General features: G+C 63.8%; 10 protein-coding genes. 6 read left to right on the top strand and 4 right to left on the bottom strand.

Annotated features, from left to right (window positions below):
• Nucleotides 1–18 precede the first annotated feature (18 nt).
• The 3 genes from AAD018_RS03490 to AAD018_RS03480 all read right to left on the bottom strand — a co-directional run bounded on the left by AAD018_RS03490 (nucleotide 19) and on the right by AAD018_RS03480 (nucleotide 3,218).
• Nucleotides 19–1,287 (bottom strand): ABC transporter permease, encoded by a 1,269-nt coding sequence (locus tag AAD018_RS03490; protein ID WP_367313520.1) that lies wholly within the window; start codon nucleotides 1,285–1,287, stop codon nucleotides 19–21.
• Nucleotides 1,284–2,096: a taurine ABC transporter ATP-binding protein gene (locus tag AAD018_RS03485; RefSeq protein ID WP_367313521.1), complete on the bottom strand. Its 813-nt coding sequence runs from the start codon at nucleotides 2,094–2,096 to the stop codon at nucleotides 1,284–1,286. Before AAD018_RS03485 ends, AAD018_RS03490 begins: the two co-directional genes overlap by 4 nt.
• A 108-nt stretch (nucleotides 2,097–2,204) precedes the next feature.
• The gene (locus tag AAD018_RS03480) at nucleotides 2,205–3,218 is read right to left on the bottom strand and encodes a taurine ABC transporter substrate-binding protein (protein WP_367313522.1); all 1,014 of its coding nucleotides are present in this window, start codon (nucleotides 3,216–3,218) and stop codon (nucleotides 2,205–2,207) included.
• 428 nt (nucleotides 3,219–3,646) lie between these two features.
• On the opposite strand from AAD018_RS03480, the gene AAD018_RS03475 reads away from it, so the two are divergent.
• Together AAD018_RS03475 and AAD018_RS03470 are read left to right on the top strand one after the other, a co-directional pair.
• Complete coding sequence (locus AAD018_RS03475; protein ID WP_367313523.1) at nucleotides 3,647–5,029, top strand: aminotransferase family protein; 1,383 nt, start codon at nucleotides 3,647–3,649, stop codon at nucleotides 5,027–5,029.
• A gap of 95 nt (nucleotides 5,030–5,124) precedes the next feature.
• Nucleotides 5,125–6,300 (top strand): Hint domain-containing protein, encoded by a 1,176-nt coding sequence (locus tag AAD018_RS03470; RefSeq protein ID WP_367313524.1) that lies wholly within the window; start codon nucleotides 5,125–5,127, stop codon nucleotides 6,298–6,300.
• Between the two features lie 7 nt (nucleotides 6,301–6,307).
• On the opposite strand, the gene AAD018_RS03465 is transcribed toward AAD018_RS03470, so the two are convergent.
• Entirely contained in the window at nucleotides 6,308–7,999 is a 1,692-nt protein-coding gene (locus tag AAD018_RS03465; protein WP_367313525.1) for a tetratricopeptide repeat protein, read from the bottom strand.
• Nucleotides 8,000–8,145: 146 nt separating this feature from the next.
• Between AAD018_RS03465 and AAD018_RS03460 the strand changes: the two genes are divergently transcribed.
• The 4 genes from AAD018_RS03460 to AAD018_RS03445 all read left to right on the top strand — a co-directional run bounded on the left by AAD018_RS03460 (nucleotide 8,146) and on the right by AAD018_RS03445 (nucleotide 13,201).
• The gene (locus AAD018_RS03460; protein ID WP_367313526.1) at nucleotides 8,146–8,475 is read left to right on the top strand and encodes a response regulator transcription factor; all 330 of its coding nucleotides are present in this window, start codon (nucleotides 8,146–8,148) and stop codon (nucleotides 8,473–8,475) included.
• 91 nt (nucleotides 8,476–8,566) lie between these two features.
• On the top strand, nucleotides 8,567–11,380 hold the full coding sequence (locus tag AAD018_RS03455) for a molybdopterin oxidoreductase family protein (protein ID WP_367313527.1): 2,814 nt from the start codon (nucleotides 8,567–8,569) through the stop codon (nucleotides 11,378–11,380).
• 28 nt (nucleotides 11,381–11,408) lie between these two features.
• Nucleotides 11,409–12,446: a M42 family metallopeptidase gene (locus AAD018_RS03450; protein WP_367313528.1), complete on the top strand. Its 1,038-nt coding sequence runs from the start codon at nucleotides 11,409–11,411 to the stop codon at nucleotides 12,444–12,446.
• A complete protein-coding gene (locus AAD018_RS03445; protein WP_367313529.1) occupies nucleotides 12,446–13,201 on the top strand; it encodes a 4Fe-4S dicluster domain-containing protein in 756 nt (251 codons plus the stop codon). Before AAD018_RS03450 ends, AAD018_RS03445 begins: the two co-directional genes overlap by 1 nt.
• Nucleotides 13,202–13,250 lie beyond the last annotated feature (49 nt).

Below are 13,250 nucleotides of genomic sequence, written 5' to 3'. Positions count from 1 at the left end.
AAAATTCTGCCCGACCGCTCAGACGCGACCTTTCCACGGCACCAAGACCTTCTCGGCCTGGCGCATCAGCATGTCGATGCCGAAGCCGATGATCCCGATCAGGATGATCCCCATCAGGACGATATCGGTCGACTGAAACTTCGAAGCCACCATGATCATCATGCCTGCGCCCTTCTCGGCGGCCACAAGCTCGGCCGCGACGACCGTGCCCCAGCAGACGCCCATGGCGACCCGCGCTCCGGTGAAGATCTCGGGCAGGCTGTTGGGAATAATCACATGGCGCAGGATCTGCCATTTCGAGGCGCCCAGCGAATAGGCGGCATGCACCTTCGAGATTGCCACGCCCGACACGCCCGACCGCGCGGCGATGGCCATGATCCAGAGCGCCGCCAGGAACAAAAGGACGATCTTGCCGGTCTCTCCGATACCCGCCCAGATGATGACGAGCGGGATCAGCGCCAGAGGCGGCACGGGCCGCATGAATTCCACGATCGGGTCGAACCAGCCGCGAAACCAGTTCGACAGGCCCATTGCGTAGCCCAGCGGAATTCCGACCAGCGCGCCCAGTGCGAAGCCCACGATCACCCGGAAAAGCGACCAGCCCAAATGCTCCCAAAGGGTGAAGTTGCGAAAGCCCGAAGACGCAATCTCGACCACGCGGCCCCAGACGGCTTCGGGGGGCGGCAGCCAGATCGGCTCCATCTGCCAGCCGGTGCGCGGCTCGACGTTGAGCGTGCCCTTGGCGGTCATCGCAATCCGCGCGAAATCGGTCGTTACCTCTCCGCCCGGGGAGATGGGCTGGCCGTTGACCTGGGTGATCTGGACATCCTCGGCCCGGCCCAGCTCGTCGTTGCGGTCGACCCGGATCAGATCGCTGCGATAGACCGGAATGACCGCTGCATCATCCTTGGCGAAGCCCTCGCCGGGGGGCACTTCGGGCAGCGCTGCATCTTCGCCCTCCTCAGGGACCAAAACCGTCACCGTGGCCACGTCGCGGGCGCCGTCCGGCCCTTCGGCGGTATATTCGAAGCTTCCCGTACCGGTGAAGGGGCCAGGCGCGTGCAGGAACGAGGGCGTCAGGGCCGAGCCGGTAAAGGCCGACCAGAGCAGGAAGATCGTCAGGACCGAGATAACAGAGGCAATGCGACTGGGCTGGACCGCGCTTTCGTCGCCGAAGGTGACCGTCTTGCGCGCGGTGTAATCGTTGCGGGCCAGCCCTGCAGTGGCCGCGCGCACGGCGAGAAAGGCGATCGTGAAGATCGCGACATAGATCAGAAGCGGGATCATTGCGCGGCCTGCGCTTCGGGACGACCCATGATCTCTTCCTCCATTTCCCAGATCAGGCCCAGGACCTCTTCGCGCACCTTGGCGAAATCGGGATGTTTCTTGACCGTTCGGAGATCCTGATCGACGCCCATCTCCGCAAAGGGAAGGCGGCGGTCGACGGCGATCCGCCCGGGACGCGGGGCCATGACGATCAGCCGCTCGCCCAGAAGCAGCGCTTCCTCGACCGAATGGGTGATCAGGATGATCGTCTTGCCGGTCTCTTTCCAAAGCTTGAGGACAAGTCCCTGCATCTTTTCGCGTGTGAGCGCATCGAGTGCGCCCAAGGGCTCGTCCATGAGGATTACCTCTGGCTCATTGGCCAGGCATCGCGCGAGCGCCACGCGCTGCTGCATGCCGCCCGACAGCTCGTAGACCGCCTTTTCCTTGAAATCGGCGAGGCCGACGACATCAAGGAGATGATCGACGATCTCGCGCTTCTCGCCTTTGGCCATGCCCTTCATCGCAGGCCCGAAGCCAACATTCTCACGCACATCCATCCACTCGAAAAGCGCGCCTTGCTGAAAAACCATGCCCCGTTCGGCGCCGGGACCCTCGACCCGCGCGCCGCCCAGACGGACCACGCCCTCGGTCGGCGCAAGAAAGCCTGCCACGATGTTCAGAAGCGTGGTCTTTCCGCATCCGGACGGGCCCAGAACGCTCAGAAGCTCGCCCTCCTTGAGATCGAGCGAGACATCCTTGAGAGCCTGAACCGCTCCGCCTCCGGGCAGATCGAACCGCATGGACAGATTTTCGATGGACAATCCCGACATGTCCGCTCTCCCCAGAATTTTCTAGAAAATTCTGTTCTTCAAAATTTTCTAGAAAATTTTGCCCCGTCGAGCCGGGTCCCCGCATGATCCATGCGGGGACCTTTGGGTCTACATCTCCGACGCGGTCTGCAGCGGACCGGTCGCGACGGTGGCGTCATAGCTGTCCAGCGCGCCGTCGATGGATCCGGCATCGACGAAGACCTGCGCCACACCGCCCATGAATTCCTGCGCGCCGCCGCCGAGCCATTGCTCGCCCAGCTGATCCGACGCGGAGGGGAAGGTGAAGGTCGCGAGCGAGGCAGCCGCGGCTTCCTCGTCCATACCGGCATCCTGAGCGATGACCGGCAGCATCTCGGCCTGCGCTTCTTCACCGGAGTTCCAGCGTTCGTTCATATCCGCTGTCACCTTCAGGAAAGCTGCGAGCAGCTCGCTTTCTTCGGCGACGAAATTGGCTGGCGCCGAGGTCACGTCGAAGACAAGGATCCCGAGCTCTTCCTTCTCGGCGCCGGTCAGAAGGATGTTTCCGCTTTCCTTCATCCGGTTTAGACCGCCGCCCCAGCCGCAGGACATGTCGACCGCGCCTTGCGCGAGGGCAGCTGCCCCTTCGGCGGGAGCCATGTCGACGATTTCCATCGAGGCGGGATCGACGCCGAAATGCTCCATCTGTTTCAGAAAGCCGTAATGGGCCGCCGTTCCGAGCGGCACAGCCGCCTTCTTGCCGGCCAGCTCGTCGGCACTGTCCTGATCGATTTCAAGCTCGGTGCGGACGACGCAGTTGTCGTTGTCCGAATAGCTCACCGCGACATCGACGGCCTGGATGTCCTGACCGGCAGAGGTTGCCACGACGAAGGGCGGCACACCCTGGCTGACGGCGATCTGCACGTCGCCCGAGGCCATAGCGGCGCTCATCGCGGTGCCGGTGTCGAAGCTCACCCAGTTGATGTCGACGCCCATTTCTTCTTCGTAGATCTCGTTGACCTTGGCGTATTGGAACGGCATCGGCCATTCGAGGAAATAGGCCACCGTGATCTCTTCGAGGTGACCTGCCGCCTGCGCGCCCTGCACGCCCGTCAGAATGGCTCCAGCCGCAACGGCGCCCGTCAACATGGTCTTTATCGTCATACGTCTCTCCTGTCGGTCAACGCGGCACGCGGGCCGCCACCAGATCCGGGGGGATGTTGTGCCTCCGCCGCCGGTTGTCCGAGCAGACACCGCCGCCGCGACATCCGTCAAGCAGGATCGACGCCCGGATGCCGTTCGATCATGCAAATGCCTGTAAAATCCCCTGTCAGAACAGCTTTGCGGTGATCCGGGTGGCATCTGTTTCGCTTCGAGACGGGCCAAGGATCTGGAAAATATGCCTAATTTCGGGAATGACGAAAGGGATTTTCAGGAAATCGCGCTCGATGTGGAGGGAGACAGGAGGTTGGCCTGTCGACGTTCCGAGATCGGCGAACGCGTCTTCAGGCGGATGGCGAAAACGTGATCTTGCCACATTGCTTAATCTGAGCCACGCTCGCGCATCGCGATCCAGACAGGGAGCTCTCGCCATGAATCTGCCTTTCAACGACCCGTCCGCCATCGTCGAAGCGGACCGCGCCCATGTCTGGCACCATCTGATCCAGCACAAATCCTTTGAGACGGTCGATCCCCGCATCATCGTCGAAGGCAAGGGCATGCGCGTCTGGGACATCACCGGCAAGGAGCATATCGATGCGATGTCCGGCGGCGTCTGGACGGTCAATGTCGGCTACGGGCGCGAGCGGATCGCCGACGCCGTGCGCGACCAGCTTGTGAAGCTGAACTTCTTTGCCGGAGCCGCAGGCACCATTCCCGGATCGCAATTCGCCGAGCGGCTGATTTCGAAGATGCCGGGTCTTGCGCGGGTCTATTACGCCAATAGCGGATCGGAGGCGAACGAGAAGGGCTTCAAGATGGTCCGCCAGATCGCGCACAAGGTACACGGCGGCAAGAAGTGGAAGATCCTCTATCGCGACCGCGACTATCACGGCACCACGATGGGCGCGCTGGCCGCGGGCGGACAGGACGAGCGCAATGCGCAATACGGGCCCTTTGCGCCTGGCTTCGTCCGCGTGCCCCATTGTATCGAATACCGCGCCCACGAGCTGGGTCTGGAGCCGGGGCCCGGTTTCGGGGTCGCCGCCGCCAATCTGATCGAGGAGGTCATCCTGCGCGAAGGCCCGGACACTATCGGCGCGCTTTGCCTGGAGCCGGTGACCGCTGGCGGCGGTGTCGTGCCTCCACCAGAGGGCTATTGGGACCGCGTGCAAGAGATCTGCCGCCAATACGAGATCCTGCTGCATATCGACGAGGTCGTCTGCGGGGTGGGCCGGACCGGCGCCTGGTTCGGCTATCAGCATTACGGGATCCAGCCCGATATCGTGACGATGGCGAAGGGCGTCGCCTCGGGCTATGCGGCCATTTCGTGCTGCGTGACGACGGAAGCGGTGTTCGAGCAGTTCAAGGATGACAGCGATCCGATGAGCTATTTCCGCGATATCTCGACCTTTGGCGGCTGCACGGCGGGTCCGGCGGCGGCGCTTGAGAACATGGCGATCATCGAGGAGGAGAACCTGCTCGAGAACACTATCCGGATGGAAGAGAGACTCGTGGACGGCCTGAACCGGCTGGCCGAGAGGCATGATGCAATCGGTCAGGTGCGCGGCAAGGGCCTGTTTCAGGGTGCCGAACTGGTCAAGAACCGCGAGAGCAAGGAGCCGCTAGGCGAAAAGGAGGTCGGCGCGATCCTTGCCGATTGCATGGCGCAGGGGGTTATCGTGGGTGCGACGAACCGGTCGGTGCCGGGGCGCAACAACACGCTTTGCCTGTCGCCTGCCCTAATCGCGACGGCGGATGATATCGACCAGATCGTGGAGGCCATCGACGGAGCGATCGGGCGCATGCTGTCCTAGGACACCATAACGCAGCCTGAGATTCGCCGCATTCAACCTATACTCGTAGTCCAGCGTCCTTTTTCAGAGGGCGCAGCGTATAGCGAGTAGGACAGATGGCAGACGCACTTTTGGGCGGAATCGTTATCAATGAGGTCTTGGCCGACCCCAGCGGGTCGCAGAACGATTTCGATACCGATGGCAATGGAACAGCCCGCAATACCGACGAGTTTGTCGAGCTTTTTAACACGTCGGGCAACCCCATCGATATTTCGGGCTTAGAGCTTTTCGATCCCGCCCAAGGTAGCTGGTTCACCTTTCCTGATGGAACCGTCCTGCAATCGGGAGGGCGCGCTGTTGTTGTCGCCGGTGTTCAGAACGGTGGCAGCCTTCCTGCCGTCGGTCCGGGCAACCTTGCCTTCGATGCGGGGCGCAACAACGCCGTTCTAACCAATTCCAGTGACACGATCGGTCTCTATGACCCATCGTCCAACACCTATATCGAGGCCGATTACAACGGGGGCGCGTCGCGCGCGATAAGCTATCCGGCGGGCGCAACGCAGATCGGCAGCGGCGACGATCTTGGCTCCGATATCGATGGCTTCTCGATCCAGCGCGATCCCGACGGGTCGGACACGGTCGTCAATGATGCGGCGCCGACGCCGGGGACGCGGAACCTGTGCTTCACGCAGGACACGATTTTCGAGACGCCGGATGGGCCGCGCGCGATCGAGGAGCTGCAGCCCGGCGATCTGCTGATGACGCGCGACCGCGGGGCGCAGCCGATTCGCTGGATCTGGAGCGGCACGCATCTGTCTGAGGCGATTGCGGCCAATCCCGCCCTGAATGCGATCCGGATCGCGCGGGGCGCCTTGGGGCCGAACGTGCCGTCCCGGGACATTCGGCTGTCGCGCCATCACCGGATCCTGCTGTCGTCGAAGATCGCGGCGCGTGTCTTCGGGTTGCGCGATGTGCTTGTGCCCGCGAAGGACCTGCTGGCGGTTCCGGGCGTGGACGTGGCCCCGATCGATGGGCCGATCACCTATTATCACATCCTGATGGAACGGCATGAGGTCCTGCTTGCCAATGGTCTGGCCGCCGAAAGCCTGTTTCTGGGCGACGAGACGGTCAAGACGATCCCGCCCGAAGCGCTGGAAGAGATCCGGCTGCTGCTGGGATCAGATCCAATCCCGCAGCCCGCCCGTTTTCTGGCCAAGGGCCGCAAAGCGCGCAATCTGGTGGAGCGGCATATCCTGCACGGGCGGTCCTTCCTTGAGCCGAGCGAAGGCTGATGGCCTGCTAGAGCCCCGACTGCGCGATCGCCTCTTCGAGCTTTTCGATCAGCGGCTCGCTTCGGACCCAGAAGCGCAGGCCGCCGAGGGGATCTCCGTCGAAAAGGTCTCGGTTTTCGGCGATGGTTCCGGCGCAGGCCTCTGCCAAATCAGGCTGATCGGCAAAGACGGCTGCGGCGACGATGAAACCGCAATCGTTGCGGTCTCCACTGCGGATGAGCTCGCGGCTGTAGCCCAGTGCCGTGTCGTAGTCGCTGTCCATCAATGCGTAGATCAGGGGCGCAACGAAGTACCAGGCCGGAGGCTGCGCGGTCAGGGACAAGGCACGCTCGGACAGAGGTTCGGCCTCGTCGCAGCGGCCATAGAGGCACCCGAACAGGGCGAGATCGGCCATATGCTGCGGATCGGAGGGATTGAGCGCCATGGAGCGGCGAAAGCTTTCGAGCGCGGCCTCTTCCTGTCCGTTAATCCATTGCACGAGACCGAGATGGGTATGGACGAAATCGCTTCCCGGCGAGGCCTGCACCGCGTCGAGCGCGAGCGACAAAGCGCGCTGGCGCCGCCCGTCAAGATTGCCGGGCTGATAGAAGCCCCGGGAGGCATCGGTCGAGAGCGCAAGGATCCAGGCGCGCGCGGCAAGTGCCGAGGCGTTGGCGGGATCGTCGCGCACGATCCGGTCGAGGCAGGCGCTGGCCGCCGCCGCACCCTGATCCGAGCCGCGCTGCACCCAGGCGGCGTAGCGCAGCAGGCAGACATAGCTGTCGACGCCCTCGTTCTGATCGAGGCCGATCCCATCGCCCAGCGTGTCGAGCACATCCTGTCCGACAACGCCGAGCGGTTGACCGACCTCCGCCGAGATCCGGGCCGACATATCGGTCAGCAGATCGCTGTAGCTGCTTTGTCCCAGACGGGCGACGTCGCGGTTGCGCCACAGTGCGGTGTTGCTATCGGCGCGCCTGAGCGAGGTCGAGATCGACATGGCCGCCTCGTTGCTGAGGATCGCGCCGGAGAGAAGATAGTCGACCTCCAGATCTTCGGGCACATAGAGCAAGCGGCCATCCACAACGCGCAATTCGGCGGGATCGTAGATCGTGAAGACGCGCATCGTCTGGAAGCGCCAGAGATCGGACGCGATCTGGTGCTGGATCCCGGTGCCGAGAAAGTCGAGCCGCTCCTCCCCGGTCAGGTTGGCGAAGGGCAAGATGCCGGTGATCGGACGCTCGGACGGCGGAATGGCAGAAGCGTCCGCCCGGTAGAGCACGGCGAGGCTGCCGATGACGACCGCGAGAAGCAGCGCCGCGGTCACACCGATCCGCCGGATGCGGGATGTGCCCAGCCACGAGGTCGAGGTTCCTTTCGTGCCAGCGCGCGCGGCTTGCCTTGCAAACCGCAGCCGGTAGCTACGTTGGGGAAGAGAGATGCGCACGGCATCCTCTGCGCCGTCGGTTTTGGCATCCTGATCGAGCGCCTTTCGCAGGCGCGCCATCGCAACACGAACGATCGGATCGGTCGAGGGATCAAAGTCGTCCCCCCGTCCGAAGACGTCGAAGGCGATGGCATAGGGCGTCAGCTCGCGCCCCGAAATCGAGGCCTCGCCCAAGTACTTGAGCAGGCTCGTGCTGCGATCCGACCGCGAAATCGCTGGTCGGTCCAGAAGACGCGCAAGTGCCGCGCGCTGTTCGCTTTCTGTCAGGGACACTTGGCCACTCCCCCCCGATATCAGACCCTTATACCCCAAATTCGCTGTCACGGTAACGCGTTACATGGCCGCTCGTATCACCCGTTACTTCCTGCATTGTCCGGCGCCGGTCTATTCGGCGGCACCGTCCCGTCAGGAGATCCGCGATGCAACCCGCTTTCAAGTCCGCTACCCCTTCCCCCCGAGCCTCCCGCATTCAGCCCGTCTTTGCCGTTCGGCGTCCTATTCCAGCTTCCACCGTTCCGTTGCCGGAGCCTGGAAAAGTCCAGGATTTCGGACGCCTCGCCCCGCGCGAGATCGAGGTGCTGACCTGGATCGCCTTCGGCAAAAGCAACACGGTGATCGCCGATATCCTCGGGATTTCGATCCACACGGTCGATACGCTGTGCCGCCGGGCGATGCGCAAGTTCGAAACCTCGAGCCGGACGACCGCCGCCGTGCGCGCCGCGCAGATGGGTCTGCTCCCCCGGGTCTGACGCCGGGTTACGCGAGAATGACGCAATCGCCCCGGCGGAGCGTCGCTTTTGCATCTCGCATCGGCACCGGAAATCTGGTCTTGTGCAGGCAATGACACAGCCCAGCCTCGACACCTCGCCTCCCGTCTCGGACGAGGTGCGCCAGACCACCTGCTACATGTGTGCCTGCCGCTGCGGGATCAACGTCCATCTCAAGGACGGCAAGGTCGCGTATATCGAGGGCAACCGCGATCACCCAGTCAATCGCGGCGTTCTTTGCGCCAAGGGATCGGCGGGCATCATGCAGCACAATTCGCCCGCCCGGCTGCGCGCGCCGCTGCGCCGGACCGGGCCGCGTGGATCGGGCGAGTTCGAGGAGATCACCTGGGAAGAGGCGCTCGAGACGGCAGTATCCTGGATGGCGCCTTTGCGCGAGACGGCGCCAGAAAAACTGGCCTTTTTCACAGGACGCGATCAGTCGCAAAGCTTCACCAGCTTCTGGGCGCAATCCTTCGGCACGCCGAACTACGCGGCCCATGGGGGGTTCTGCTCGGTCAACATGGCGGCTGCCGGGATCTCGACCATGGGCGGGGCGTTCTGGGAGTTTGGTCAGCCCGATTGGGATCGCGCCAAGCTGTTCCTGATCTTCGGCGTGGCAGAGGATCACGACAGCAATCCGATCAAGATGGGGATCGGCAAGCTCAAGGCGCGGGGCGCGCGGGTGATCGGGGTGAACCCCATCCGGACGGGATATAACGCCGTGGCCGATGACTGGTTCGGGATCACGCCCGGCACGGATGGGCTGCTGATCACGGCGCTGATCCACGAGCTGTTCAAGGCGGGGCAGATCGACCTGGACTACCTCGCCCGGTTCACCAACGCGCCTTGCCTCGTCGATGCGCGCGAGGGCGCAACGCAGGGCCTGCTGCTCAAGGATGGCGAGGGGCGCGCTTTGGTCGTGGACCGGCGCACGGGCAGCCTCGCGCCCTGGGACGGCAAGGGCGTCGAGCCGGATCTCGCACCCGGCAAGACGCTGAGCGGGACGAAGCATCGGACCGTCCTCGATCATATGGCCGAGCATTTCCTCGACCCGTCCCACGCACCGGATGCGGTCGCAGAGCGCACCGGCATCCCGGCGGACCGGATCCGCGCCCTCGCCGCGCTACTGGCCAAGACGGCCTTTGATGATCCCATCGTGCTGGACCGGCCCTGGACAGACTTCCGCGGACACCGGCACGAGACGATGATCGGACGGCCCATTGCGATGCATGCGATGCGCGGCATCTCGGCCCACTCCAACGGCTTTCAGACCTGCCGCGCGCTGCATATCCTTCAGATCCTGCTGGGGACGGTCGAAGTGCCCGGCGGCTTCCGGTTCAAGCCGCCTTATCCCAAGCCGATGACGGCCCATCCCAAGCCGCATGCGAAATGCGAGCCGGGTCAGCCCCTGGCCGGGCCGCATCTGGGCTTTCCGCACGGTCCCGAGGATCTGGCGCTCACCCCCGAGGGCGATCCGATCCGCATCGACAAGGCCTTCACCTGGGACAACCCGCTCTCGGCCCACGGCCTGATGCATATGGTGATTGCCAATGCCCATGCGGGCGATCCCTACAAGATCGACACGCTGTTCCTCTACATGGCGAACATGGCGTGGAACTCGTCGATGAACACGCGCGCCGTGATGGATATGCTGTCCGATACGGAGGAGGATGGCAGCTACAAGATCCCGCATATCATCTATTCGGACGCCTATGCCTCGGAGATGGTCGCCTATGCCGACCTGATCCTGCCCGACACGACTTATCTGGAGCGGCACGACTGCATCTCGCTGCTCGACCGGCCGATCTGCGAGGCGGATGCGGTGGCCGATGCGATCCGCTGGCCCGTGGTCGAGCCGGACCGCGACGTGCGGGGGTTTCAGTCGGTGTTGGTCGATCTGGCAAACCGGATGAAGCTGCCGGGCTTCACCCATGAGGACGGCACGGCGAAATACGCCGACTACGCCGATTACATGGTAAACCATATGCGCCGCCCGGGCATCGGTCCTCTGGCGGGTTGGCGGGCGGGCGAGGCCGGGTCCGGAGGACGCGGCGAGTCCCGGCCCGACCAACTCGAGAAGTATATCGAAAACGGCGGCTTCTGGATGGAGCATGTCCCCGAAGAGGCCGCCTTCTTCAAGCCGTGGAACGCTGCCTATCAGGACTGGGCCGTCGCCAAAGGCTTTTACGACAGCCCGCAGCCCTATATCTTCAATCTCTGGCTGGAGCCGCTGCGCCGCTTCCAGCTCGCCGCCGAAGGTCATGGCAGCCGCCAGCCTCCCGATCACCTGCGCGAGCAGATCCGGACCCATCTGACGCCATTGCCGCATTGGCACGCGCCCCTGTCGGACAGGCTGACGGATCCCGAGACCTATCCGATCCACGCTCTGACCCAGCGGCCTATGGCGATGTATCACAGCTGGGGCAGCCAGAATGCGTGGCTGCGCCAGATCCACGGGCGCAATCCGCTTTATGTGCCGACGGCGCTGATGGCGCTTCATGCGCTGAGTGATGGCGATTGGGTGGCGCTTACCTCCCCTCATGGGCAGATTACGGTGCCCGTTGCCCATATGGCCGCGCTGAACCCGCATACGGTCTGGACCTGGAACGCCATCGGCAAACGCAAAGGGGCCTGGGCGCTCGAGGAGGATGCGCCCGAGGCCACCAAGGGCTTTCTGCTCAACCACCTCATCCACGAGCTTCTTCCGCCGCGCGGCGATGGCCTCAGGTGGTCGAACTCCGATCCCGTTACCGGACAGGCGGCCTGGTTCGATCTGCGGGTCCGGATGGAGAAAACGGCCGCCCTGCCCGAGACGCTGCCCAAGACTGGGCGCCAGACTTCGCCGGTGCCCGAAGCGCCGAAGAGCCTCGCCTGGAGCGTCCGATGACCCTCTTCCCCGATCAGGATCCCCAGCCATGAATATCGATCTCCTCAAACGTCTATGCGAAACCCCCGGTGTGCCTGGCCATGAGGCCCGCGTGCGCGATCTTATCCAAGACGAGATCGACGGCCTCTTCGACCATATAGAAATCGACCCGATGGGCTCGCTTCTGTGCCGTCGCGACGCCGCGCCGGGCACGGATAATCCGATCCGCATCCTGCTGCTCTGCCATATGGACGAGATCGGATTTCTGGTCAGCCACATCACCGAGACTGGCTTTGTCCACATCCTGCCAGTGGGCGGTTTTGATCCCCGCAACCTCTTTTCCCGACGGGTGCTGATCGCGGCGCGGGACGGGGATCTGAAAGCCGTGATGAACCCGGCGGGTCCTCCGGTTCACATCGCGTCGAAAGAGGACGTGAAAAAGGTGCCGGATCCGCATGAGTTCTTCCTTGATACCGGGTTGGGCAAAGCGACCAAGGACAAGGTGCGCGTGGGCGACATGGTTGTCATGGATGAGCCGCTGATCGAGATGGGCGAGCGCATCGTTTCCAAAGCGCTCGACAACCGGATCGCCTGCTGGCTCGGGATCGAGGCAATCCGGGGGCTGGGCGATCATCGCGGCGCGGCCGAGATCCATGTGGTCTTCACCGCGCAGGAAGAAGTCGGCCTGCGCGGGGCGCGCACTTCCTCCTATGCAGTGAAGCCCGATATCGGGATCGGCATCGATGTGACGCTGGCCTGCGATACGCCCGGCGTGCCCGAGCATGACCGGACGAGCGAGCTGGGCAAGGGGTTTGGGCTGCATCTGCGCGATGGCAGTTTCATCTCGGACACGGCTTTGGTCGACGAGATCGAGGCGCTGGCTATCCGCGAAAAGATCCCGTTCCAGCGCACGATGCTCCGCTCGGGCGGGCAGGACGGAGCCGCGGCCCAGCAGGCCGCCGCCGGAGCTCGCGCGGTCGGGATCGTCGTCGGCACCCGCTATATCCATACCGTGACCGAGATGATCGACCGCAATGACCTACAGGCGGCGCGGGATATTCTCGTGGCCTATCTCAAAGAGACCTGATGACCCAGCTGCCGCCCCCCTCGGAGGTCAAGCTTGGCCTTGTGATCGATCTCGATACCTGTGTCGGCTGCCATGCCTGTGTGACGGCGTGCAAGGGCTGGAATACGGAGAACTATGGCGCGCCGTTGGCGGATACAGATCCTTATGGGGCGGAGCCGTCAGGGACGTTTCTCAACCGGATCCATTCCTATGAGGTGCAGCCCAAGGACGGGGCGGCTCAGCTGGTGCATTTTCCGAAGAGTTGCCTGCATTGCGAGGACGCGCCTTGCGTGACGGTCTGTCCGACCGGCGCGAGCTATAAGCGGGCCGAGGACGGGATCGTCTTGGTGAATGAAAGCGCCTGTATCGGCTGCGGCCTATGCGCCTGGGCCTGTCCTTACGGCGCGCGCGAGAAGGATCCGACCGAAGGCGTGATGAAGAAATGCACACTTTGCGTAGACCGGATCTATAACGAGAACCTGCCCGAGGAGGATCGCGTACCCGCCTGCGTGCGCACCTGTCCGGCGGGCGCGCGTCATTTCGGGGATCTGGGCGATCCCGGTAGCGACGTCTCCCGTCTGGTCGCCGAACGCGGCGGGATCGATCTGATGCCCGAGCAAGGCACCAAGCCGGTCAACCAGTACCTGCCGCCGCGCCCCAAGGATGCCGATCTGAACGTGCTTGCCCCCCTGCTCGCGCCCGTCGCCGAGACGCCCGAGGGCTTTTTGGGTTGGCTGGACAAGACGCTCTCCAAACTGCCGGGAGCCTCGCAATGAACGGCACGGCCCTGGGTCGGTGGGCGGGCGAGGCCGCGGCACGCGGCGA

It is taken from the genome of Aestuariibius insulae (assembly GCF_040783535.2).
GTDB classification, from domain to species: Bacteria; Pseudomonadota; Alphaproteobacteria; order Rhodobacterales; family Rhodobacteraceae; genus Aestuariibius; species Aestuariibius insulae.
Note: the sequence above shows the minus strand (reverse complement) of the source record. Positions and strands in the feature narration are given on the sequence as shown.

Bases quoted from the DNA above. Each gene is read 5' to 3' on its own strand.
- AAD018_RS03475 (WP_367313523.1), top strand. From the start codon at position 3,647: ATGAATCTGCCTTTCAACGACCCGTCCGCCATCGTCGAAGCGGACCGC.
- AAD018_RS03470 (WP_367313524.1), top strand. From the start codon at position 5,125: ATGGCAGACGCACTTTTGGGCGGAATCGTTATCAATGAGGTCTTGGCC.
- AAD018_RS03490 (WP_367313520.1), bottom strand. From the start codon at position 1,287: ATGATCCCGCTTCTGATCTATGTCGCGATCTTCACGATCGCCTTTCTC.
- AAD018_RS03480 (WP_367313522.1), bottom strand. From the start codon at position 3,218: ATGACGATAAAGACCATGTTGACGGGCGCCGTTGCGGCTGGAGCCATT.
- AAD018_RS03450 (WP_367313528.1), top strand. From the start codon at position 11,409: ATGAATATCGATCTCCTCAAACGTCTATGCGAAACCCCCGGTGTGCCT.
- AAD018_RS03445 (WP_367313529.1), top strand. From the start codon at position 12,446: ATGACCCAGCTGCCGCCCCCCTCGGAGGTCAAGCTTGGCCTTGTGATC.
- AAD018_RS03455 (WP_367313527.1), top strand. From the start codon at position 8,567: ATGACACAGCCCAGCCTCGACACCTCGCCTCCCGTCTCGGACGAGGTG.
- AAD018_RS03460 (WP_367313526.1), top strand. From the start codon at position 8,146: ATGCAACCCGCTTTCAAGTCCGCTACCCCTTCCCCCCGAGCCTCCCGC.
- AAD018_RS03485 (WP_367313521.1), bottom strand. From the start codon at position 2,096: ATGTCGGGATTGTCCATCGAAAATCTGTCCATGCGGTTCGATCTGCCC.